This window comes from Kutzneria sp. NPDC052558 (genome assembly GCF_044547355.1).
GTDB lineage: Bacteria > Actinomycetota > Actinomycetes > Mycobacteriales > Pseudonocardiaceae > Kutzneria.
The window spans coordinates 308,088-330,991 of the sequence record NZ_JBIUAG010000002.1; the positions used below are offsets into that span (position 1 = coordinate 308,088).

General features: G+C 71.1%; 21 protein-coding genes, 1 tRNA gene and 1 riboswitch. Of the genes, 10 read left to right on the plus strand and 12 right to left on the minus strand.

Annotation, left to right across the window (positions count from 1 at the left end):
- The first annotated feature begins 42 nt into the window (after positions 1–42).
- Together ACIG5F_RS04445 and ACIG5F_RS04450 are read left to right on the plus strand one after the other, a co-directional pair.
- Positions 43–1,683, plus strand: a complete 1,641-nt coding sequence (locus tag ACIG5F_RS04445) for an ABC-F family ATP-binding cassette domain-containing protein (RefSeq protein WP_396515959.1) — start codon at positions 43–45, stop codon at positions 1,681–1,683.
- Between the two features lie 20 nt (positions 1,684–1,703).
- Entirely contained in the window at positions 1,704–3,293 is a 1,590-nt protein-coding gene (locus tag ACIG5F_RS04450; RefSeq protein WP_396515960.1) for a hypothetical protein, read from the plus strand.
- Here ACIG5F_RS04450 and ACIG5F_RS04455 read toward each other — a convergent pair.
- From ACIG5F_RS04455 to ACIG5F_RS04475, 5 genes are all read right to left on the minus strand, one after another.
- Complete coding sequence (locus ACIG5F_RS04455; RefSeq protein WP_396515961.1) at positions 3,246–5,285, minus strand: tetratricopeptide repeat protein; 2,040 nt, start codon at positions 5,283–5,285, stop codon at positions 3,246–3,248. The genes ACIG5F_RS04450 and ACIG5F_RS04455 overlap by 48 nt on opposite strands.
- A 115-nt stretch (positions 5,286–5,400) precedes the next feature.
- On the minus strand, positions 5,401–6,309 hold the full coding sequence (locus ACIG5F_RS04460) for an ABC transporter substrate-binding protein (RefSeq protein ID WP_396515962.1): 909 nt from the start codon (positions 6,307–6,309) through the stop codon (positions 5,401–5,403).
- 10 nt (positions 6,310–6,319) lie between these two features.
- Entirely contained in the window at positions 6,320–7,069 is a 750-nt protein-coding gene (locus ACIG5F_RS04465) for an amino acid ABC transporter ATP-binding protein (protein WP_396516376.1), read from the minus strand.
- The gene (locus ACIG5F_RS04470; RefSeq protein ID WP_396515963.1) at positions 7,069–7,938 is read right to left on the minus strand and encodes an amino acid ABC transporter permease; all 870 of its coding nucleotides are present in this window, start codon (positions 7,936–7,938) and stop codon (positions 7,069–7,071) included. Before ACIG5F_RS04470 ends, ACIG5F_RS04465 begins: the two co-directional genes overlap by 1 nt.
- 58 nt (positions 7,939–7,996) lie before the next feature.
- A complete protein-coding gene (locus tag ACIG5F_RS04475; protein ID WP_396515964.1) occupies positions 7,997–9,685 on the minus strand; it encodes an AMP-binding protein in 1,689 nt (562 codons plus the stop codon).
- Positions 9,686–9,742: 57 nt separating this feature from the next.
- Here ACIG5F_RS04475 and ACIG5F_RS04480 point away from each other — a divergent pair, with 57 nt between their 5' ends.
- Positions 9,743–10,546 (plus strand): response regulator transcription factor, encoded by an 804-nt coding sequence (locus tag ACIG5F_RS04480; protein ID WP_396515965.1) that lies wholly within the window; start codon positions 9,743–9,745, stop codon positions 10,544–10,546.
- A gap of 9 nt (positions 10,547–10,555) precedes the next feature.
- On the plus strand, positions 10,556–11,326 hold the full coding sequence (locus ACIG5F_RS04485; RefSeq protein WP_396515966.1) for a LamB/YcsF family protein: 771 nt from the start codon (positions 10,556–10,558) through the stop codon (positions 11,324–11,326).
- 85 nt (positions 11,327–11,411) lie between these two features.
- Here the strand turns inward: ACIG5F_RS04485 and ACIG5F_RS04490 are convergent, their stop codons facing one another.
- On the minus strand, positions 11,412–12,371 hold the full coding sequence (locus ACIG5F_RS04490; RefSeq protein WP_396515967.1) for a hypothetical protein: 960 nt from the start codon (positions 12,369–12,371) through the stop codon (positions 11,412–11,414).
- 130 nt (positions 12,372–12,501) lie between these two features.
- Positions 12,502–12,631: riboswitch (cobalamin riboswitch) on the plus strand.
- Positions 12,632–12,796: 165 nt separating this feature from the next.
- Between ACIG5F_RS04490 and ACIG5F_RS04495 the strand changes: the two genes are divergently transcribed.
- Positions 12,797–13,315, plus strand: coding sequence for an ABC transporter substrate-binding protein (locus ACIG5F_RS04495; protein WP_396515968.1), 519 nt, complete (start codon positions 12,797–12,799; stop codon positions 13,313–13,315).
- The gene (locus ACIG5F_RS04500) at positions 13,308–13,949 is read left to right on the plus strand and encodes a Fe-S oxidoreductase (protein WP_396515969.1); all 642 of its coding nucleotides are present in this window, start codon (positions 13,308–13,310) and stop codon (positions 13,947–13,949) included. The genes ACIG5F_RS04495 and ACIG5F_RS04500 overlap by 8 nt, the downstream gene beginning before the upstream one ends.
- Positions 13,950–13,961: 12 nt before the next feature.
- On the opposite strand, the gene ACIG5F_RS04505 is transcribed toward ACIG5F_RS04500, so the two are convergent.
- The 3 genes from ACIG5F_RS04505 to ACIG5F_RS04515 all read right to left on the minus strand — a co-directional run bounded on the left by ACIG5F_RS04505 (position 13,962) and on the right by ACIG5F_RS04515 (position 17,888).
- Positions 13,962–14,768: an SAM-dependent methyltransferase gene (locus ACIG5F_RS04505; protein ID WP_396515970.1), complete on the minus strand. Its 807-nt coding sequence runs from the start codon at positions 14,766–14,768 to the stop codon at positions 13,962–13,964.
- Positions 14,769–14,778: 10 nt separating this feature from the next.
- Entirely contained in the window at positions 14,779–16,890 is a 2,112-nt protein-coding gene (locus ACIG5F_RS04510; protein WP_396515971.1) for a putative bifunctional diguanylate cyclase/phosphodiesterase, read from the minus strand.
- A gap of 122 nt (positions 16,891–17,012) precedes the next feature.
- Positions 17,013–17,888, minus strand: a complete 876-nt coding sequence (locus ACIG5F_RS04515; RefSeq protein ID WP_396515972.1) for a spermidine synthase — start codon at positions 17,886–17,888, stop codon at positions 17,013–17,015.
- 189 nt (positions 17,889–18,077) lie between these two features.
- Between ACIG5F_RS04515 and ACIG5F_RS04520 the strand changes: the two genes are divergently transcribed.
- A tRNA-Lys gene (locus tag ACIG5F_RS04520) sits at positions 18,078–18,150 on the plus strand.
- 168 nt (positions 18,151–18,318) lie between these two features.
- On the opposite strand, the gene ACIG5F_RS04525 is transcribed toward ACIG5F_RS04520, so the two are convergent.
- A complete protein-coding gene (locus ACIG5F_RS04525) occupies positions 18,319–18,906 on the minus strand; it encodes a hypothetical protein (RefSeq protein ID WP_396516391.1) in 588 nt (195 codons plus the stop codon).
- On the opposite strand from ACIG5F_RS04525, the gene ACIG5F_RS04530 reads away from it, so the two are divergent.
- Complete coding sequence (locus ACIG5F_RS04530; RefSeq protein ID WP_396516377.1) at positions 18,805–19,170, plus strand: class I SAM-dependent methyltransferase; 366 nt, start codon at positions 18,805–18,807, stop codon at positions 19,168–19,170. The two genes, ACIG5F_RS04525 and ACIG5F_RS04530, sit on opposite strands and share 102 nt — an antisense overlap.
- Positions 19,171–19,389: 219 nt before the next feature.
- Here ACIG5F_RS04530 and ACIG5F_RS04535 read toward each other — a convergent pair whose 3' ends face one another.
- Positions 19,390–19,812 carry an acyl-CoA thioesterase gene (locus ACIG5F_RS04535; protein ID WP_396515973.1) on the minus strand — a complete coding sequence of 141 codons (423 nt, stop codon included), beginning with the start codon at positions 19,810–19,812 and terminating at the stop codon, positions 19,390–19,392.
- Positions 19,813–20,393: 581 nt separating this feature from the next.
- Positions 20,394–20,783: a winged helix-turn-helix transcriptional regulator gene (locus ACIG5F_RS04540; protein ID WP_396515974.1), complete on the minus strand. Its 390-nt coding sequence runs from the start codon at positions 20,781–20,783 to the stop codon at positions 20,394–20,396.
- Between the two features lie 98 nt (positions 20,784–20,881).
- Between ACIG5F_RS04540 and ACIG5F_RS04545 the strand changes: the two genes are divergently transcribed.
- Together ACIG5F_RS04545 and ACIG5F_RS04550 are read left to right on the plus strand one after the other, a co-directional pair.
- Positions 20,882–21,769, plus strand: coding sequence for an alpha/beta fold hydrolase (locus tag ACIG5F_RS04545; RefSeq protein WP_396515975.1), 888 nt, complete (start codon positions 20,882–20,884; stop codon positions 21,767–21,769).
- Between the two features lie 148 nt (positions 21,770–21,917).
- On the plus strand, positions 21,918–22,835 hold the full coding sequence (locus ACIG5F_RS04550) for a hypothetical protein (RefSeq protein WP_396515976.1): 918 nt from the start codon (positions 21,918–21,920) through the stop codon (positions 22,833–22,835).
- Positions 22,836–22,904: the final 69 nt, after the last annotated feature.

The following is a 22,904-nucleotide window of genomic DNA, read 5'->3' on the forward strand; positions in this document are numbered from 1 at the left end:
CCGCTCGACGGCCCGTCGGGGGCCACTAGAATCACGGGTCTGATGAGCGCCACACTCGTAGCCAAGGACCTCGCCGCCGGACACGGCGACCGCGTGCTGTTCACCGGGCTGGACCTGGTGGTCGCGCCGGGCGACGTGATCGGGCTGGTCGGGGTGAACGGCGCCGGCAAGTCGACCCTGCTGCAGACGCTGGCCGGGCTGATCCCGGCCGAGCAGGGGTCGATCCGGCTGAACCCGCCGACCGCGACCATCGGCCACCTGCCGCAGGAGCCGGAGCGCCGGCCGGGCGAGACGGTCCGGGAGTTCCTGGGCCGCCGCACCGGCGTCACCCGGGCCCAGCTGGAGCTGGACGCGGCGACCGAGGCGCTGACCGCGGAGAAGCCGGGCGCGGACGACGCGTACGCCCTCGCGCTGGACCGCTGGCTGGCGCTGGGCGGCGCGGACCTGGACGAGCGGATCGACGAGGTGATCGCCGACCTGGGCCTGTCGATCGGCCTGGAGCAGGCGATGACCTCGCTGTCCGGCGGCCAGGCGGCCCGCACCAGCATGGCCTCGCTGCTGCTGAGCCGGTACGACATCTTCCTGCTCGACGAGCCGACCAACGACCTGGACCTGGACGGCCTGGACCGGCTGGAGCGCTTCGTCGCCGGCCTGCGCGCCGGCACCGTGCTGGTCAGCCACGACCGTGAGTTCCTGGCCCGCACGGTGACCCGCGTGGTGGAGCTGGACCTGGCCCAGCAGCAGGTCAACACCTACGGCGGCGGCTACGAGTCGTATCTGGAGGAGCGGGAGACCGCCCGGCGGCACGCGCGCGAGGAGTACGAGGACTACGCCGAGACCAAGTCCTCGCTGGAGGAGCGGGCCCGGATGCAGCGGGCCTGGGCCGACAAGGGCGTGCGCAACGCGATCCGCTATCCGAAGGACAACGACAAGAACGGCAAGCGCAAGCGCATCGAGTCCAGCGAGAAGCAGGCGGCCAAGGCCCGGCAGACCGACAAGATGCTGGAGCGGCTGGAGGTGGTCGAGGAGCCGCGCAAGGAGTGGGAGCTGCGGATGGAGATCGCCGCCGCGCCCCGGTCCGGCTCGGTGGTGGCGACCCTGCGCGGCGCAGTCGTGCGCCGCGGCGACTTCACCCTGGGTCCGGTGGACCTCCAGATCGACTGGGCCGACAAGGTGGCCATCACCGGGGCCAACGGCTCCGGCAAGTCCACCTTGCTGGCGGCCCTGCTGGAACGGATCCCGCTGGACGAGGGCAACGCGGCGCTCGGCCACGGCGTGGTCGTCGGCGAGGTCGACCAGGCCCGGCAGCTGTTCTTCGGCGACGCCACCCTGCTGGACGCGTTCGGCGCGGCCGTGCCGGAGATGAACCACCCCGACGTGCGGACCCTGCTGGCCAAGTTCGGGCTGCGCGCCGACCACGTGCTGCGGCCGGCCGTCACCCTCTCCCCCGGCGAACGGACCAGGGCGGCCCTGGCCCTGTTGCAGGCCCGCGGCGTGAACCTGCTGGTGCTGGACGAGCCGACCAACCACCTGGACCTGGCGGCCATCGAGCAGCTGGAGTCGGCGCTGGCCAACTATCCCGGCACGCTGCTGCTGGTCACACACGACCGGCGGATGCTGGACGCCGTGCAGACCAGCCGCCGCCTCGAGGTCGTCGACGGCAAGGTGTTCGACCGGGGCTGACCCGCTAGGGTCGCTGGGCAATGGGATTGCCCGGTGGTGACGAGTCGCGGTGGCAGACGCGCTCGCCCCGGCACACGGTCGTGTTCGCCGGCCGCACCACCACGTCGACGATCCGGCTGCTGGAGACGCTGTGGTTCTTCGGCTCGGACGACCGGGTGCGGCTGCGCTTCACCGTGAACGAGACCTCCCGGTTCAGTGTGGGCGCGCGGGAGGTGCTGGGCGCGGCCGGCGTGCGGCGGCTGATCCCGTGGCCGCAGCTGCGCCGGACCCGGTACGGCCTGCTGGTGTCGGCCAGCGAGAACCTCGATTTCCATGAGCTGCACTCCGATCAGCGGGTGCTCGTGCTGCCGCACGGCATCGGCTTCAACAAGATCGTGCCCTCTGCCGACGGGCCCCGGCTGGCCGGCCTGCCGCCGGTGGCGGCGCTGCGCACCGGCCGGGTGAAGGTCGTGCTGGCGCACCCGGACCAGCACCGCCAACTGGTGGCCGCCTGCCCGGAGATCGACGGGCACACCGTGGTCACCGGCGATCCGACCTTCGACCGGCTGCGGGCCAGTCGGCGGCTGGCCGAGCACTATCGGCACGACTTGGGCGCGGGCGACCGGCGGGTGGTGTTCCTGTCCTCCACCTGGGGCGAGGGCTCGCAGCTGGGCCGGGCGCGGAACCTGGCGACCCGGTTGCTCGGCACGCTGCCGGCCGACCGGTACCAGGTGGTCATGGCGGTCCACCCGAACGTGTGGGTGGAGCACGACATCGACGTCCACCGGTGGCTGCGGCACGCAGTCAAGGCGGGATTGGTGCTGCTGCCGCCGGAGCGGGGCTGGCACGCCGCGCTGGTCGCGGCCGATCTGGTGATCGGCGACCACGGCTCGATCAGCCTGTACGCGGCGGCGCTGGACAAGCCGCTGCTGCTCACCGGCTACGGCGACGAGGTGGTGCCGGGCACCCCCGTCGACCGGCTGGGGCGGCTGGCCAGACGCCTCGATCACGACGTTGACCTGCGAAAACAGGTGGACGCGGCGGTGGCCGAGCACGATCCGGGGCGGCTGGCGCCCATCACCGGCCAGGTGTTCGCGCACGTCGGCGACGCGACGACACGGCTGCGGGACGAGCTGTATCGGGAGCTCGACCTGGCGCCGCGGGAGGGGTTGGAGCTGCCCCGGGTTCCGGACGCTCGTCCGGACATCGAACCGGTGACCGCCTTCAACGTCCTCGCCGAGTTCACCGAGCCGGACATGCTGACCATCGACCGCTTCCCCCAGGCCGCCGCGCCGCGGGCTGCGGACCAGCACCTCGCGGTGCGGGAGGACGAGAGCGACCTGCGCATCGCGGAGTCGGCATCTGTCCTGATCAGGGCCGAGGTCATGGATGATCCGGCGGCGTGGGCGGCCCGGAATCTCGCCGTGCACGGGGCGTTGGTCGTCGCGGCGGCCACCCCGACCGGCTGTCACGCCATGATCCGGGACGGCCGGCGGGTCGAGGTGGCCGGAGCGCTGGACCCGATGCTGCTGGCTTCGGCGGTGTACGCCTGCGTGCTGGCCGGCCGACCGCTCGCCGGGGAGCTAGTCGTTGCCGGACACCGGGTTTGCCTCGCCGAGCTTGGCCCGTAGGCGATCCTCTTCCGGCCCGCCGAACTGCCGCTGGATCTCCAGCGCCGCGGTCAGCTGGGCCCGCCGCTCGGCCTCGTCGCCGCGCCGGGACGCCAGGTCCGCCAACGCTTCCCGGGTGTGGGCCACGTAGTTCAGGTGCCCGCCGTCGACCAACACATTCAGGGCGGCGGTCAGCTCCGCGTGGGCGTCGTCGAGCCGATTCTGTCGCATGTGGACGATCCCGAGGCCGGTGCGGGCCCGGGCGGTCATCCGGGTGTCGTGCTCCTGGCACAGCTCGATCGCCTGCCGCAGCGTGGATTCCGCCTCGACCAGCCGGCCCTGGGCGAGCAGGGCCCGGCCGAGGAACACCGTCACGAAGGCGATGCCGCGGCGGTCGTCGTCCTTGGCGAACTCGGCCACCGACTGCTCGTAGGCGGCGATCGCGCCGGCCGGATCGCCGACGGCGTCCCGGAAACGGCCGATCTGCTCCCACACCGAGGCCAGCAGGCGGACATCTCCCGACTCCTGGGCCAGCGGCAGCGACTCGTCCAGCTGCCGCCGGGCCCGGTCGACCTGGCCGAGGTCCAACAGGGCACGGGAGGAGAAGCTGCGCAGCCGGGCCTCGACCCGCCGGTTGCCGACCTGGTTGGCCGCCAGCGCGCCGACCTCGCTCGACTCGATCCAGTCCGCCTTGTACCGCTTGCCCAGGTAGAGGGCGGTCAGGCTCTCGGCCAGCTGCCAGGCCTCGTCGTACCACCCGTATTCGTAGGCGGCACGGACCGTGGCCAGCAGGTTGGTGCGCTCGGCGTCGAGCCAGCGGTAGGGATCGAGGCCGTCCCACGGGTCGTCGAGCGGCTCCGGGGCCGGGGTGAACCGCAGCCGGCCGGGGCCGAGGAGGTGTTGGTCGGCCAGGGCGGCGCGCTGCGCGTAGTACTGGATCGCCCGCAGCACAACGCCTTCGCGGGCGGAGGCGGACTCCCCGGCCAGCGCCTGCTCCTGGGCGTGCCGCAACACCAGGCTGTGGAAGCGAAACCGGCCGTTGTCGGGCTCGGCCAACAGGTTCACGGCGGCCAGCCGGTCCAGCGAGCCGCGGGTCCCGGTGGCCTCCTCGGCCAGCCGCTCGCCGAACTCGACCACCGGCAGCATGCTCAGCCGCCGGTAGAGCTGGGCGTTGGCCTCGGAAAGGTCCTGGTACACCACGGAAAACAGGCCGGAGACCGTCTCGATGCCGCGGGCCTTGACGTCGGCCACCAGCTTGCCGACCCGCAGCGAACGCCGCTCGACCAGCCGGGTGGCCGCGGTGCGCAGCGCGATCGGCAGGCCCTCGCACAGGGCGACCAGCTCGGCGGTCTCGGCCGGCTCGGCGTCCAGGCGCGCCGCGCCGCAGATGCTGGCGAGCAGGTCCCGGCCGTGCTCGGCGTTGAGCGGCTCCACCACCATCACTTCGGCTCCGAGCCGGCCGATCAGTTCCGCCAATCGGTCGTTGCTGGTCACGAGCACGACGCTGCCGGAACCGTTGGGCAGGAACGGGTACACCTGCGCCGGCTCGGTGACGTCGTCCAGCACCACCAGGCAGGCCCGGCCGGCCGCGCAGCTGCGGTACAGGTTGGTCAGCTCGGGCAGGCTGTCGGGGATCAGCTCGTCCTTGACCCCGTAGCTGCGCACGCAGGCGCCAAGCGCGTCGCGGACCGTCTGCACCCGCAGGTCCACGTACAACTCGCCGCCGGGAAAGGAAGTCGAGCGCAGGCCGGCCAGTTCCCCGGCCGCGCGGGTCTTTCCGCTGCCGGCCAGCCCCGTGAGCACCGCCACCCGGGTCGGCGCGGCCGGGTCGGCCGACAGCAGGGTTCCGGCGCGGGCCAACAGATCGAGGCGGTCCACGAAGTTCGGCAGCCGGGCCGGCAGCTGGCGCGGGATCCGACGCGTGTCGCCCTGGTAGATCGTGATCGATCCGACGTCACCGGTCTGGAAGACGTTGCCGTCGTTGCCACCGGAGAACTCGTTGCTGACCGACACGGACGTCAACGGTACGCGATCGCGCCCGTGCCGCGAACGGGAGACCTGGGATCACCCGCTCGGGCTAGTTTCCGTCACCTGCGGACCGCACGGGCCGGTCCGCAGGTGACGGGGGTCAGGACTTGGGCAGGCCGGGCGGGTTGATCTCGGAGTGGGCGACGGCCTCGTTGCCCAGGCCCCAGCGGTCCAGCACCTTCTGGTAGCTGCCGTCGGAGATCACCTGGTTGAGGGCGTCGTTGAGGGCCCGCACCAGACCGTTGCCCTTCTTGGTGGTGGCGGCGATCTTGCCCTGCAAGGTGGGTCCGGCGCCGGAGACGGTGCCGACGATCTCGGTCTGGCCGGAGGTCTTGGCGTGGTAGGCGGTCGTGGGGTTGGGGCCGAGGTAGGCGTCGAGGCGGCCGGACTGCAGGGCCAGGTAGTAGTCCGTGGAGTTCTGGAAGTACTTGATGTCCACGGGCTTGAGGCCGCGGGCCACGTTCTGGCTGTTCCAGTCCAGCAGCAGCTTCTCCTGGTTGGTGCCGGAGCTCACGGCGATGGTCTTGCCGGCGACGTCGGCCGGGCCGGTGACCTTCCAGTTGCTGCCCTTGCGGGCCTCGAAGGAGACGTTGTCCAGCCGGTAGGTGGCGAAGTCGTACTTCTCCTTGCGCTCCTCGGTGACGGTGATGTTGGTGAAGCCGGCGTCGTACTTGCCGGAATCCAGGCCTACGAACACGTTCTCCCACGAGGCGACGTTGACGTGGGTCTTGAGGCCGAGCACGTCGGCGACCAGGCCGGCGATGTCCTGCTCGACGCCGATGGGGGTCTTGTTGTCGGTGTCGTAGAAATTCAGCGGGGGCAGGGTGCCGACGCTGCTGATCACTTCGAGGGTGCCGCGATCGCGTATCGCCGCGGGGACCTCGGCGGCGATGCGGTCGACCTTGGCGGCGGCGACGCGCGGCTGCTGCTGGCTCTGCTCCCCCGCCGCGGCCCCGCAGGCGGTCAGCGTGGCCATCACCAGAACGCCGGCCAGTACCTTGCTGTACAACGCTTTCCTCCTACAGAACCTTGGAAAGGAACGATCTGGTCCGCTCATGGGCGGGACTGTCCAGCACCTGCGCCGGCGGGCCCTGTTCGACCACCCGGCCCTCGTCGATGAACACGACGGTGTCGGCGACCTCGCGGGCGAAGCCGATCTCGTGCGTGACGACGATCATCGTGGTGCCGCTGCGGGCCAGATCCCGCAGCACGTCGAGCACTTCGCCGACCAGCTCGGGGTCCAGCGCGGACGTCGGCTCGTCGAACAGCACGACCTTGGGGTCAAGGGCCAGCGCCCGGGCGATCGCCACCCGCTGCTGCTGCCCGCCGGACAGCTGCCGCGGATAGGCGTCGGCCTTGTCCGCCAACCCGACCCGGTCGAGCAGCTCCAATGCCTTGGCCCGGGCCAGATCCCGGGTCAGCCGGCCGGTGGCGACCGGGGCCTCGGCGATGTTGTCGGTGACGGTCAGATGCGGGAACAGGTTGAAGTTCTGGAACACGAAGCCGATGGCGCTGCGCTGCTTGAGCACGTCGCGTTCCTTGAGCTCGTACAGCTTGTCGCCACGGCGGCGGTAGCCGATCAGCTCGCCGTCGACCCGGATCTGCCCGCGGTCGACCTTCTCCAGGTGGTTGACGCTGCGCAGCAGGGTGGACTTGCCGGAGCCGGACGGCCCGAGCACCACGGCCACCTCCCCGGCGGACACGTTCAGGCTCACGCCCCGGAGCACCTCGTGCGCGCCGAAACTCTTGTGCACGTCCCGAATCTCGATCACCGGGCCCCCTTGGCGAAGTGCCGCTCCACGTAGTGCTGCACCAGCGAGAGCACGGAGGTCAGCACCACGTACCAGACGGTGGCCACCATCAGCAGCGCCACCACCCGGGCGTTGCGGCCGTAGATCACCTGCACCTGGTAGAACAGCTCGTTGATCGCCACCACCGAGACGATCGAGGTGCCCTTGAGCAGGGAGATCACCTCGTTGGCGGCGTTGGGCAGGATCGAGCGCATCGCCTGCGGCAGCACGATTCGCCGGAACTGCCGGCCGCGCGGGATGCCCAGCGCGGCGGCGGCCTGAAGCTGCCCCGAGTCCACGGCCAGCACCCCGGACCGGATGATCTCGGCCGAGTAGGCGGCCTGGTGCAGCGTCAGACCGATCACCGCCGCGCCCAGCGGGGAGAACAGGTCCTGGGTGGGGATGGTGAACAACACCGGCCCGAACGGGATGCCGAAGCCCAGCTTCGGGTAGAGGTAGGAGACGTTGAACCAGAAGATGATCTGCACGATCAGCGGGATGGAGCGGAACGCCCACACGTAGCCGAAGGCCACGGTGCGCAGGAATCGGCTGTGCGACAGACGCATCAGGGCCAGCACCACGCCGACGGCGAAGCCGAGCACGGTGGCGTAGGCGGTCAGCTGGAGGGTCACGCCCAGGGCGGTCACCACGGCGCCGCTGGCGAAGAACGCGGCGAAGGTCGGCCAGTCCCAACCGGGATTGGTGGCCAGGCCGTGCACGAACTGCGCGAGCAGCACGAGCACGACGGCGATGCCCACCCACCGCCAGGGATAGCGGGCGGGCACCACACGGAGGTCGGCGGTGTCGTCGGGCGCCGACGCGGTGGGGCGCGGTACGGACAGGGTCACGCGACCCATCCGAACAGCGCACCCCGTGACGCGTCAACGATTCCTATGGAGTGGGAAGCTACTGACCACGAAGTGTGGGGAAATCGTCCTCACGGTGTTCACCATGTGGACGCTCGCCCTCAGCGCGCTTGTCGTGCTCGAAGCCACGCAGTTCGACCCGGCGGATCTTGCCGGAGATCGTCTTGGGCAGCTCGGCGAACTCCAGCCGGCGGATCCGCTTGTACGGCGCGAGATGCGCGCGGGAGTGCGCGAAGATCGCCTCCGCGGTGGCCGCGTCGGCGGCCCAACCTGCGGCGAGCACGATGTAGGCCTTGGGCACGGACAGCCGAACCGGGTCCGGCGACGGCACCACCGCGGCCTCGGCGACGGCGTCGTGCTCCAGCAGGACGGACTCCAGCTCGAACGGCGAGATCCGGTAGTCCGAGGCCTTGAACACGTCGTCGGCGCGGCCGACGTAGGTGAGATAGCCGTCCACATCGCGGGAACCGACGTCCCCGGTGTGGTAGTAGCCACCCCGCATGGCCTCGGCGTTGCGCTCGTCGTCGCCGTGATAGCCGACCATCAGCCCCAACGGGCGCTTCGCCAGGTCGACGCAGATCTCGCCCTCGTCGCCGAGTTCGCCGGTGGCCGGGTCGACCAGCACGATCTCGTAGCCCGGCGCCGGACGGCCCATCGCGCCCGGCTTGATCGGCTGAGCCGGGGTGTTGGCCACCATCACCGTGGTCTCGGTCTGGCCGAAGCCGTCCCGAACCGTGACACCCCATGCCTTGCGCACCTGGTCGATCACCTCGGGGTTGAGCGGCTCGCCGGCCCCGACCACCTTGCGCGGCGGGGTGTTCAGCGCGGTCAGGTCGGCCTGGATCAGCATCCGCCACACCGTCGGCGGCGCGCAGAAGCTCGTCACCCCGCAGCGGTCCATCTCGGCCATCAGCCGGCCGGCGTCGAACCGGGTGTAGTTGTAGACGAACACCGTCGCCTCGGCGTTCCAGGGCGCGAACACGTTGCTCCACGCGTGTTTTGCCCAGCCCGGGGAGGAGATGTTCAGGTGCACGTCGCCGGGCTCCAGCCCGATCCAGTACATAGTGGACAGATGCCCGACCGGGTAGGAGACATGCGTGTGCTCGACCAGCTTCGGCTGGGCGGTGGTGCCGGAGGTGAAGTACAGCAGCAACGTGTCGTCGGCCCGGGTGACGCCGTCGGGCGTGAAGGTGTCGTCGGCGGCAGCGGAATCCGCGTAGTCCAGCCAGCCCTCGGCCGGCGCGCCCACGGCGATCCGGGTGTAGTCGCCGGGCACATCGGCGTAACTGCCGGGCAGACCGGTCACGACGTGCTTGGCCTGCCCGCGTTCGACCCGGTCGCGCAGGTCGGCCGCGCCGAGCAGGGTGCTGGCCGGGATCAGCACGGCCCCCAGCTTCATCGCCGCCAGGATCGTCTCCCACAGCTCGACCTGGTTGCCCAGCATCAGGATGATCCGGTCGCCGCGGCGGACCCCGTGCCCGCGCAGCCAGTTCGCGACCTGGTTGGACCGCTTCGCCATCTGCTCGAACGAGATCCGCCGCTCGCTGCCGTCCTGCTCGACGATCCACAGCGCCGGCCGCTGGTTGCCGGCGGCGATCGTGTCGAACCAGTCCAGGGCCCAGTTGAACTCGCCCAGCTCTGGCCAGCGGAAACCGTCCCGGGCGGCGGCGTAGTCTTCTCGGTGGGCGAGCAGCAGGTCGCGGGCCGCCCGAAACGCGGTATCGGTCACGCAGGCGATGGTGGTGCCGGACAGCGCAGTCCGCTACCCCCGGAAAGGGGGACCCCGATGCAGGAAGACGCGACTGAGGTCCGTCGGGCCCTCGCCACGATGCGGCGTGCCACCGGCCTCCCGGTCGCCTTCGGCGGGCTGGCCCACTCGACCGGGGTGAAGCTGTCCGAGCTGGTCGGGACCAGCACCACCGCGTTGTCCGGGCTGATGGTCGTGCGGGGCAACGGCCTCGGCGGCAAGGCCCTGGACCTGGCCAAGCCGGTCGCCGTCACCGACTACCCGCAGGCCGCCGGCATCAGCCACCAGTACGACCTGCCGGTGACGGCCGAGGGGCTGCGGTCCATCGTGGCCGTGCCGGTGGTGGTCAACCGGGTGGTGCGGGCCGTGCTGTACGGGGCGCTGCGGCAGGCGCTGCCGCTGGGCGACCGGGTGCTCACCGCCGCGCGGGAGACGGCCCGGGACCTGGAGCAGGGGCTGGCGGTGCGGGACGCGCAGCGTAGCCGTATCGAGGACGTGACGGTGCCTCGCGGCTGGGAGGAAGTGCGGGCCGCGCACGCCGAGCTGCGCCAGCTGGCGGCCGAGGTCACCGATGATGCGCTGCGGCAACGGGTGCACGACGTCTGCGCCCGACTCGCGTCCTCCTGGGCCCCTTCCGACGCCGCGGTGCCGTCGCTGTCGGCCCGGGAGTTGGACGTGCTGTCGGGGATCGCCTTGGGGCAGACCAATGCCGAGGTGGCGGCCCGGATCGGGGTGCGGCCGGAGACCGTGAAGGCCTATCTGCGCAGCGCCATGCGCAAGCTGGACGTGCACTCGCGGCTGGCCGCGGTGGTCGCCGCCCGGCGGTTCGGCCTGCTGCCCTAGGTTGGGGCCATGGACTTGAACAGCGATCTGGGCGAGGGCTTCGGGGCGTGGCGGCTGGGCGACGACGAGGCCCTGCTCGACGTCGTGACCAGCGCGAACGTCGCGTGCGGCTTCCACGCCGGGGACCCGACGGTGCTGCGGCGGGTGACCGAGCGGGCCGCCGAGCGGGGCGTGGTCATCGGGGCCCAGGTCGGCTATCGGGACCTGCCCGGCTTCGGCCGCCGGTTCATCGACGTGGACCCGGCCGAGCTGGCCAACGACGTGATCTACCAGATCGGGGCGCTGGACGGCTTCGCCCGCATCGCCGGCACGCGCGTGCGCTACGTGAAGCCGCATGGGGCGCTCTACAACGCGATCGTGACGCACGCCGAACAGGCGGCAGCCGTGGTCGAGGCCGTGCGCCGGTACGACCCGACGCTGCCGATCCTGGGCCTGCCGGGCTCGGAATCCTTGCGCCAGGCCGAATCCGCCGGGTTGACCGCCGTGCGCGAGGCCTTCGCCGACCGGGCCTACACCCCTTCAGGCGCGTTGGTGTCCCGGCGGTTGCCCGGCGCCGTGCTGCACGACGTGGAGGAGATCGTCGCCCGCTGCGTGCAGATGGCTGTGGACGGCACCGTGACCGCCGTGGACGGCACGGTCGTTACCGTTGCCCCGCAATCATTGTGCGTGCACGGCGACACCCCGGGCGCGGTGGAGATCGCCCGCCGGGTCCGCGCCGCTCTGATGGCCGCCGGCCTCCCCCCAACCCCCTTCGCCGCCCCACCCCACTCCGCTCAGTAACCGCCCTCCCACTTGGAAGGGGGCTTTCCTACACTCGGAGTGTAGGAAAGCCCCCTTCCAAGCGGGGAATGGCGAGTCGGTGGGGTCAGGTGGGGACTCTGCGTAGCAGGGTGGCGGCTTCGTCGGCCTGGCCGGCGGCCAGGAGGAGGTCGACGGCCTCCACGGACAGGGCCGGCACGGCGGGAGTGGACCAGGCGGCGGCGGTGAGCAGTTCGGCGGCCTCGCGGACGTGACCGCCGCGGAACTCGGCGACGGCCAGGTTGCGCAGCGCCCACGGCGAGACGGCCAGCTCGATCGACCGCCGCCATGCGGCGACGGCCGCCTCGCTTTCCCTGGCGTGCCAGCGGGCCACGCCCAGGTGGTAGGCGGTCAGCCAGTTCTCCGGGGCCGCCTCCAGCATCGCCCGCCACGGCGCGGACACCAGGCTGCGGCCGGGCGGCTGCTCCGGGTCGGAGGCGATCATGTTGCCGTGCAACAACTCCAGCCACGGCCGCTGCGGCGCGCCGAGGCCGGTGAACGGCGTGGCCGGCAGCAGCACGCCCAGGCGGGTCAGCTCCAGCGCGCCCCAGCCCGAGCCGGCGGCGATCAGCTCGCCGGGCGGCGCCTCGTCCCACTCGGTGTGCCCGCGGGGGTCGCGCACCTTGGTGTCGACCCGCAGCGACTCCCCGTCGGCCAGCACGAAGTCGACCTGGAAGGGCAGATCGCGCGCGGTGTCCCACTCCCACACCCGCAGCGTGTCGCCGTGCACCGGCGCGGCGAACACCGGCCCGCCGCTGGCCGGCTGGAAGGCCGGCGAGCAGAACGGCACCGGCCGGTGTTCCCGCTTGTGCCACAACGAATGCAGCCGACCGCCCTGTCCGATGAGGACGGTCGCGATCAACAGGTCGTTCTCCAGCACCACCGCCGGCACCGGACGGGGGTCCCGGGGTCGGGCCGTCCGCCGCGGCCACGGCACCGCGCCTATCGCACCAAGGGCCGAGCCCGGGCTGTCCTGGCCGCTCTCGGCGACCGGCAGCACCACTTCGGCTTGACGCAGCTGGGTCACCACTCACTCCCCGACTCGCCTGCGCGAATGCTCCCCACCGACCGCACCGATGTCAACCGGAGCATCCCCCGACCAGGTCACGTTGACAGTGTTGACGGGCGCTGCCTACCGTGACCGGGCCGTGGTGACCGGAATCCGCCGCCAGACCGGAGCGGCACTCGCCACTGTGGTCGGGATGTGCGCGAGAACGCATGGGTCACTGGGCTTTTCACCGCCTGGGAAGGCCGCTCGCCGCACGCACCACCCGTCAGCCAGGAGGCCCGCCACGGCACGGCAAGGCGCGTCCACGAGGTGATGGAGGGCCGGCTGTCGATGCCTGCGCGCGGTGCCGCGCCGTCCGGCGAGCGGGCCCGGTTCTCCGCGCTGCTCTCCGGTTCGGTCGTTGTCCTGGTCCTGCCCTGCTGGCCGGAGTGCTGCTCGGCCCCGTGTCACTGCCGGTCACCGACACGCTCTCGGTGCTGATCGGCCGCATTCTCGGCGGTTCCACCCGGCCGGGTGATGCCATCCTCTGGGAGGTGCGAACGCCCCAGGTTCTGCTAGGGGCGGTCGCCGGGGCCGGCCGGCCCAAGGCCCCCGTGGCGACCAAGGTCTTCCACTACGATTGCCGCGGGGACAAGCAACCGCTGTCCTCGGGGCACTTCGCCGCGCCCGACGCGATCATCGCGCACGCCGGCGGCGTGAACGTCTTCACCGACGTCCAGGACAGCTGGATCCACGTGTCCTGGGAGGAAGTGGTGGCGCGGGCGCCGGAGGTGATCACCATCGACGCGGCCGACGAGGAACAGGCGCGGCAGATGGAGGATTTCCTGCTGGGGCGGCCGGAACTGGCCGGACTGCCGGCTATCGCGCAGCGGCGGTTCTTCGTGCTGCCGTACGCGAACCGGGTGTCGGACGGGCGGGACGTGGACTCCGCGGTCGCGTTGGCGAAGTTCCTCCATGGCTGAGCGGATGCTGCCCGGGACGGCGCTGACCGACCCGGCCGAGATGGGGCGGTTCCTGGCCGACAACCGCCGCCGGTGGTCCACCGACGACAACCGGGTCGCCGGCACCCTGTGGTGGTACAGCACCAGCAGCGTGGTGCTGACCTCGCTGCTGACCCGGCTGGCCGAGATCGACCTGGCCGCCGACCCGGCGCTGGACCGCCTGCGGGTGCACGTCGGCGAGGACGGCCGCGTCGTGAACGTCCACCCCGGCGGTCTGCTGCCCGAAGTCGCCTTGCTGCCAACGGCTTTGCGGGCCGCGCTGGAGCCGGTGCTGGAGACGTTGTCGGCGGTGTCCGGGGTGCGGCTGCCGCCGCTGTGGGCCATCACCACCGACGCCGTCGCCAACAGCCTGCTGCGGGCCTGGCGGGATCTGGGCGATCCGGCCCGTGGCGTCGAGCAGGCGTCCTGGCTGGTGGCCGGGATGGGCCGGCCGCTGCCGCCGGCTCGCTTCGTGCCGATCGAGGGGAAGCCGTTGGTGCGCCGGGTTTCCTGCTGCCTCATCGACCACGCCGGCTTCGCCCCCTGCGCCAGCTGCCCCCACCAGGACCCCGACGTCCGCCGCGCCCGCATGCTCGCCGCCGCCCAACTCCTCTGAACCCCGGCGGGGTCAGGGTTTGCGGGCCACGCCGGCGTAGATGCCGGAGTGCTCGGGGTCGTCGCCCTGGTCGGCGGCGGACTCGGGGCGCCAGTTGGCGGTGAAGACCACGCCCGGCTCGACCAGGTCGAAGCCGTCGAACAGGGCGGTGACCTGGGCGTGGGTGCGGGGGTGGATGGGCTCGGCGCTGTTCTGGAACACCCCGACCGCCTTGGCCATGCCCTCCTCCATGTTGTCCGGCGTGAAGTGGGACAGCGCCAGGTAGCTGCCCGACGGCAGGGCGTCGCGGTAGCGGGCGATCACGCCGGCCGGATCGTCGGCGTCGGCGATGAACTGGAAAACCCCGACCATGAGCAGGCCGATCGGCTGGTCGAAGTCCAGCATCCGGCGGGTCTCGGGGTCGTTGAGGATGCGCTCGGGGTCGCGCAGGTCGGACTGCACCATCACGGCGTTGGGGTCGTCACGCAGGATCAACTGGCTGTGCGCGACCGCGACCGGCTCGTAGTCCACGTACACCACCCGGCAGGACGGATCGGCCTCGTGGGCGACCTCGTGCACGTTGCCGACGGTGGGAATGCCGGAGCCGATGTCGAGGAACTGCCGGATGCCGTTGTCGATGAGGAACAGCACGGCCCGGCGCAGGAACGAGCGGTTCAGGCGGGCCATCTCCCGCACCGGCACCACCTGGGCCAGTTGGTCGCCGATCATGCGGTCGCGCTCGAAGTTGTGCGCCCCGCCGAGCACGTAGTCGTAGATCCGGGCCGAGCTGGGGACGTCGACGTCGACCTCGGCCGGCACCCAGTCCACTGCTCCCGACATGACTGTCTCCCTATCCCAGTGTGATCCGGTCCGCACTCACCGACGGCGAGAGCGGCTCGCCCTGTCCCGCGTCCACGCCGACGGCACGCAGCCGGCGCAGATGCTCCTCGTGCCGGATGCCGCCGACCGCCACCGGCAGCCCCAGGCTGTGCGCGAAGTCGACCAGGCTGCGGACCACCGGCTCGGTGATCTCGGCGGCGCGCTCCTCGGCCAGCGAGTCGCCGAGCCGAGGGTCGAGCACCACCGCCCGCAGCGTGAACTCCCCGCGCAGCAACAGGTCCGCGTGCTCGGTGCCGTAGTCCAAAAGGGACGATGTGACGCCCATTTCGGCCAGCACCAGGATGTTGTCGATGATCTCGTCGTTCTGGGCGGCGCTGCCAAGCGACACCCCCAGCCGCAGCTGCTCGGCCGGCAACTCCACCGCGTCCAGCTCGCGGCGGACCACACCGACCAGGTCCGGGTCGCGGGCCTGGCCGGCCGACAGGTCGACCACCAGCGGCGGCGTGGCCGGGCCGTGGGCCTTCCACCACTCGGCCGCCTGCTGGCAGGCCCGGCGGATCACCCAGCGACCGACCGGCAGCACCACGCCGGTCTCCTCGGCCAGCGCCAGCACCTCGCTGTGCCGCATCGGCTGCTGCGCCGGCGGCCGCCAGGCCAGCCGGGCGGTGACGCCGATCGTCGTCTCGTCGGAGAAACGCAGCAGCCGCTGGTAGACCACGTCCAGCTGGTCGGCCTGAAGCGCGCCGGGCAGGGTCGCGGCCAGCCGGAACCGGGAGCGGTCGGCGGCGTCCTGCCGGGCGTCGAACAGGTCCCACTGGCCGGCGCCGCGCCGCTTGGCCCGGTGCAGCGTCATGTCGGCGGCCCGCAGCAGCTCGGCCGGGTCCTGGCCGGTGCCGATCCGGTCCACGATGCCCATGCAGGTGGACACCGCGATGCCGTCGCCGCCGACGAACATCGGCACCGCCAGCGTGTCCAGCACCCGGGCCGCGTACTCGCCGACGCCCGGTGTGTCGGCGGTGCCCTCCAGCAGCACGGCGAACTCGTCGCCGCCCAGCCGGGCGACCATCGCCGTCTCGCCCTGGAACACACTCTCCAGCCGCTGCGCCACCGCCCGTAGCAACTGGTCGCCGACGTGCTGGCCGAGGCCGTCGTTGACCACCGTGAACCGGTCGAGTCCGAAGTGGAACAACGTGATCCGGCCGTTGGCCGGCGATCCGCCCAGCGCACGCTCCAAAGTGGACACGAAGTACTGGCGGTTGGGCAGGCCGGTCAGCATGTCGTGCAGCGACTGGTGGCCCAGCCGGTCGCCCAGCAGGTGCAGCTCGGTGACGTCCTCGACCATGGTGACCAGGTAGGCCGGCTGGTCGTGGTCGTCGCGCAGCAGCGACACCGCCAGGTAGGCCCACACCGACTCGCCGTCCTGGTGCACCAGCCGGCAGCGCTCGCGGAAGTTGGGCCGGCGGCCGGCCAGCAGGTCGGCGATGCTCTCGGCCAGCCAGCCGGCGGCGTCGGCGTGGGCCAGGTCCTGCACGCTCATGCCGGCCAGCTCCGGCTGGCCGTAGCCGAGGATCTCGGTCAGCGCGGCGTTGGTCTGGGCGAACTTGCCGGTGGGAGTGCTGATCGCGATGCCGACGGCCGAGGAGGAGAAGATCGCCCGCAGGCGGGCGTCGCTGTCGGCCAGGCTGCGCTCGGTGTCCCGCTTGGCCTTGATCAGCGAGCGCTTCAGCGCCTCCTGGCTGATGTAGGTGCGTTCCCGCAGCGCCTCGGCGTACCCGGCGGCCAGCACGCTGAGCACCGCCACCACCCGGGCCGGCAGCTCGGGCGGCGGATTCGGCATCGCCAGCAGGCCGCGGCCCAGCACGTCCAGGGTGGTGGCCAGGGTGGCCTTGCCGGAGATGGCCCGGTTGACCAGGGCCGGGCCGATCTCCGCGACCCCGGCCGGGTCCGGCGGCTCGGCGACGACCGCGTCGGCCAGGGTGGCGGTCATCCGGCCCAGCAGCCGCACGATCTTGGCGTGCGACATCGGGATGAAGACCGTCTTCGCGATCTCCGCCGCCCAGGCGCGCGTCAGGTCGGTCCGCCAGCTCTCGTCGACGGGACCTCGCTGCGGGTGATCGTTCACGCCGGTCGGCTCGCTCCTTTGGTCGGGGATAGCGCTCACAAGCGTCCGAGCGGACGTACCGTGGCAGTGTTTACTCGGTCTGGATGTTGGAAACGCTCCCCCGAACGTGTGAAAGTGGTCGCTCAGGTCCGACCCAACGCGTCCGGCGGCGGCTGCGGCGGCGCCACCGGCTCGCCGTCGACAAGGACTTTCGCGTTCCGGGCAAACTCCTGACCTGCGACGCAGCGCGCCGGAAAGGCCGATCCGGCCGTGCGCCGGGCCAGCTCCGCCGTCGGCAGCTCGTCGTTCGAGGCCGCCGCCACCAGATTGCCGAACCGCCGGCCGCGAAAAACTCCCGGCTCGGCCATCACCAGCACGTGCTCGAACACCGCACCCAGCGTGGCCGCGAACCTCCTGGCGAAGTGCAGGCCCCCGCCGTCGGCCAGGTTCGCCACGTACGTGCCGTGCGACCGCAGCACCCTCCGCACCTCGCGGGTGTACTCCAGCGTGGCCAGCGGGCCCGGCATCAGCGCACTCTCGAAGGCGTCCACCACCACCAGGTCCGCCGTGTCGTCCCGCCGGGTCGCCGTCTCCTGCCGGCCGTCGCCGACCCGCACCTTCAGCTGCGGCACCGACCTCAGGTCCAGCTGCTCCCGCACCAGCTCCACCAGCGGGCCGTCCGCCTCGATCACCAGCTGCCGGGACCCCTTGCGCGTGGCCGCCACATACCTCGCCACCGTGCACGCCCCGCCCCCGATGTGCAGCACCTCCAGCGGCTGCCCGGCCGGGTGGGCCAGGTCCACCACGTCGCCGATCCTTCGCACGTAGTCGAATTCCAGGTGCTCCGGGTCGTCCAGGTCCACATAGGACTGCGCGACCCCGTTCACCGACAGCAGCCAGCCCCCCGGCCGATCCGGGTCCCTCGCCAGTTCCGCCTCGCCGAATCGGACCGGCGCCCGGGTCTCCGCCGGCCCCTGCCGCTGATTCGGCCGGCTCCTCGGCGACCTTCCGTGCCCCACTGCCGCTCCTCCCCGACCGAGCCGCCAACCCTAGTGCAGTGATGCACCTCACCCCGTCCCGGGATAACCCGCCGCCACCGCCCCTGACCAGGCCTTACCGCCCCCGACCAGCCGATTGGAAACTGCCGCGACGCCTGTGCTAATCTTTCTCCCGTCAGCGAGGGAAACCCCACGGGAAACCTTCGACGAGCGGCGCTAGCTCAACTGGCAGAGCAGCTGACTCTTAATCAGCGGGTTCGGGGTTCGAGTCCCTGGCGCCGCACTTCCGACATCCAGGTCAACATCTTCGTTGACCTGGATGTTTGCTATTTCCCTCATTTCATCCTCACCGTCCACAGTGGACGCATGTGGGCCCGAGGGGAGCCCGAGCGTCACACGATCATCAACCCGCCACGACGCGACCTTGCGCGGCACCAACCGGGCCGTCGCGTCAGCCGCCTCCCGCGCCACCTGCGGCAGCACCGACGTGTAAGTGTCCGAGGTGATCGTGATCGACGAGTGCCGCAGCATCGCCTGCACCACCTTCATCTCCACTCCTGCCGCCAACGCCAGCGTCGCGGTGCCATGCCGCAGACCAGTCGACGACCTTGTGCAGGGCGATCTTGATGACATAGCGCTGGTTGTCCATCACGGCCCGGCCGCACCGGTCCGGCCAACTGGCCAGCATCACCACGTACGCCTCCTGCGTCGCGTCGTCGGCGACGTGCCGGCTGCCACAGGCGCGCCTGGCCACCAGCAACGTCGTCGGCATGGTCGCCTCGCAGAAGTCGGCGAAGTCCCCTTGCGGGTCTCCCGCCGGCTCGGCGGAATCTGCTCGCCCGTCCAGGATCCCGACCCGTTCGGGTTCGAGGCGATCTACGCGGGCCGGACCGTGCTTGGCGCGCGACCGCCCTGGGACATCGGGGCGCCCCAACCGATGCTGGCCGAGGCACTCGCCGACGGCCGGCTCGCTGGCGAGGTGCTCGACGTCGGATGTGGCACGGGTGAGCACGCACTGCTGTGCGCGGCGGCGGGTCACGCGTGCACCGGCATCGACATCGCCGAGTCGGCGCTAGAGGTGGCCAGGACAAGGCGGCCGAGCGTGGCCTCGCCGTCGAGTGGATTGCCGGGGATGCCGTCCAGTTGCCCGGGCTTCGGAACCGGTTCGACACGGTCGTCGACTGCGGGTTCCTGGACTCGTGCCCGGCGGAGCTGCGGCCGACTTACGCCGCTGCGCTGCACCGCGCGTGCCGTCCGGGCGCCACCGTGCTGCTGCTCGAACTCGACGCCGAGGCGGCGATAGAGGTACGCAAGGGCTTCGCGGCACGTGGCGTCGCGGCCGCCCCGTTAGCGCGGATGCCGGAGCTCACCTCGGCAGACCTGCGGAGTACTTTCGCCGAAGGCTGGCAGGTCGAGGCGGTGGAGCCGTCGTCGATGCTCGTCCAGGCCGGACGGAGCGAACCACGCGACTGTCCGCGTGGTCCGCACTCGTCCGCCGGTTGTAGCGGGTGGCGGCGACGGATCAGAGGCCGAGCAACTCGGGCTTGCCGGCGACGCCCTGAAAGTACTCGTGAGGCTCGCTCACCAGCTTGCGCGCGCCGAGGTCGAGCAGGCCGCCGACGTTGGTCACCATGGCCGCGACCTCACCGTCCGCGCGCAGGAACCGCTGCTGCACCTGAAACGTCTTGCCGCTGCCCCAGACGAACTCGCAAGTGACCGCGAGCTCGTCGCCGGCGAGCGACTCGCGCATGAACCTGACTGTCGTCTCCAGGTTGATCGGGCCGACTCCGTTGGCGAGCAGGTCGGTCTGGTTGATACCCGCCGCGCGCAGCAGCTCCCACCGTGCGTGCTCGGCGTACTGGAGGTAGACGTTGCTGTTCAGGTGCCCTTGTGCGTCGGTCTCGTACGCGCGGACGGTGACGTGCACGGTGAATGGCTCGGTCATCGGTGAAGGCCCTTCCTCGATTTTCCCGTACATGCTGAACTTGCCACCCCGGTCACCCGTCTGCTGCGGCACCGGCATGCCTGGCCAGCTCCACCCAGCACCCGCTCAAGCCGGGCAAGATCGGACACCGTCTCGTACGAGCCGGCCATCCCGTACCCGGCAAGCACCAGGCCGAAGGCCCCTGAAGTCGCCACCACGGCGCGTTGGCCACGGCTCAGGTCAGACATGGCCAACCTCCAACACGGAACAGGGCGTCGTGCGAGCCCGAGGGGAGCCCGAGCGTCACGACATCACGCGGCACGGCACGACAGCCGGCGGCACTCGACCCCCGTCCGGAGTAGACTGGACGTACTGCTACGGCATGCTTCGATGTCACGCATCAGCTTGCGGCAGGCCAAGATCGTGACCCTTAGTCAGCGGGTTCGGGGTTCGAGTCCCTGGCGCCGCACTCCCCGGAATCGTTCCCACCTGCATACGCGGGTGGGACTTTTCGTTTTTGCCGTCCATAGTGGACGAGTGGTTGCTCCGTCGGCGAATCCGGCACGGGCCAATTGAAGCAGTGCTCATCTTCCGATGGAGTGTCACTGACTGCCGGCGGCGTCGTGGCTGGCGTTGGCGTGGTCGATCTCGGCCATGTGTCGCTCGACCCAGGCTCGGAGGGCCGCGAGCGGGGTCTCCAGGGACAGGCCCAGTTGCGTGAGCTGGTAGTGCACGCGGGGCGGCACGGTCGGCTCGACGCGGCGGGCGGCCAAGCCGTCGCGGACCAGGCCGTGCAGGGTGACCGAGAGCATTTTCTGCGAGACGCCGGGCATTCGCCGCCTCAGCTCGGCGAACCGCACCTCGCCGGGGGCGGCTTCGGCGAGGACCTTGACGGCCATCGACGTCCACTTCGTGCCGATCCGGTCCAGCAGCTGACGCGTCGGGCACTGGGGATCGAACAGATCGCCGCGACCTGCGGGCTGAGCGGTCACCTTGACCTCACCACCTGTCGACAAAGTGCCGCCTTGGCAACCTCAATCGCGGTTACCTACGGTTTTCTGGTCACCAATGGTAACCACTAGGAGGCATCGTGTCCGCAACCGTCCAGGTGCGCCGGATCGCCGTCAACGACATCCGCCTCACCGTGGCCACGGCCGGCGCCGGGCCGGCGATCGTGCTGCTGCACGGCTTTCCGCACACCTGGCGGCTCTGGAGCAAGATCATCGGCCCGTTGTCCAGGCATCACCGGGTCATCGCCCCGGACCTACGCGGATTCGGGGCCAGCACCCGTGCATCGGACGGCTACGACGCCGGCACACTGGCCGACGACATCACCGGAATCCTCGACGCCCTCGCCGAACCCACCGCCGCCGTGATCGCCATCGACGCCGGAACCCCGGTCGCCGTCCTGCTCGCCCTGCGGCACCCCGACCGGATACGACGGCTGGTCGTCATGGAGGCGCTGCTCGGCTCGCTGCCCGGCGCCGAGGACTTCCTCGCCGCCGGCCCACCCTGGTGGTTCGGCTTCCACGCCGTCCCCGGCCTCGCCGAGAAAGTGCTGATCGGACACGAGGAGCAGTACATCGACTGGTTCCTCGCGGCCGGCACCCGCGGCCACGGCGTACCCCCGGACCTCCGCGCCGCGTTCATCGACGCCTACACCGGACCGGACGCCCTGCGCTGCGCCTTCTCCTACTACCGCGCAATGCCCGCCAGCGCCCGCCAGCTCGACGACGCGGTCATCGACCGCCGGATCACCATGCCCACGTTGGCGATCGGCGCCCACCCGGTCGGCACCGCGCTCGAAAAGCAACTACACCCCATCACCGACGATCTCACCGGGCACGTCATCCCGGACTGCGGCCACATCATCCCGCTGGACCGCCCCCGAGAACTGCTCCGTCTCGTGACGCCCTTTCTCGGCGCCGGATCACGCGGCGATCTGCCCCCAGACGTGATCGCTCCCGCACCGGCATGATGCCGTACCGCAAACCGAGCGCCTTTCACAACACCGGAATCGGCATCCGCCCCATGGTGCAGTCATCATCGGCGACGGTTCATGCACGCGCAGTGGCGCTGCTTGTATGGGCGATATGCGAAGACTGACAGTCGTTTTAGCGGCAGCCATGCTCGCGATGCTGGCGTTCACGCCGAGCGCGTCGGCGTACTCCATGCTCGGCCAGAGCAGCAGTAGACCCGCGATCACGGTGTTCAACGGCGAGTTCTTCGCCTGGAAGGGCGTGACGGGGGACAACTCCATCTGGACGGCGACGATCAACCGCAACGGCCAGAGCGTCGCGAAGTCGATGTACGCGCGCACCGACATCGGGCCCGCGCTCGCCGGCTGGGGCAATCGGGTCGCGCTGGCATGGAAGGGCGACCAGGACTCGAGGATCTATGTGGCGACCAGCGGTGACGGCACGAACTGGAGCCCGCCCAGCGCCGTGACCGGCTCGAACACCCTGAACATGCCGACCATGGCGGTGTTCGACAACGTCCTGTATGTGGCGTGGCGCGGCCCCGACTCCGGCTTGTACATGACCTGGACGTTGGACGGCACCTCGTGGGGGGCCGTCCAACACGCGGTGCCCGACGGCGGCAGTGGCGACGCGCCTTCGCTCACCGCGACCAACACGGGCATCGCGATGGCCTGGCGCGGGCTCAATTCGGACTCCCGGCTGTTCTACTCCCGCTACGCCAACAACCGGTGGGCGCCGCAGCAGATCGCGGCGCCGGGCGCGAACAGCCTCAGCCCGCCCGCGCTGGTGCCCGCCCGCAGCGGACCCAACCTGACCCTCGGCACCGGCTTGCGACTGGCATGGCGCGAGACCGAGTTCCGCGTGATGTCCTCGTACATGGAGGAGAACGGTCCGTGGAAGGGGCCGGTGGGCGTGCCCAACGGCGCCGAGACCCCGACCCGGTCCCTCACCGGCCCAAACCTCATCGCCTACAACAACGGCGACGACCCGAGAATCGTGTGGCTCACCTGGCACGACCACCTGACCGACCGGGTGCTCAACGACCAGTCCATCATTCCGAGCTGACCTCGATCCCGTGGCGGCGGGCCGCTCCGCGGCCCGCTGTCACGGCGTGCCCGAAGCGGCCGAGCCGGA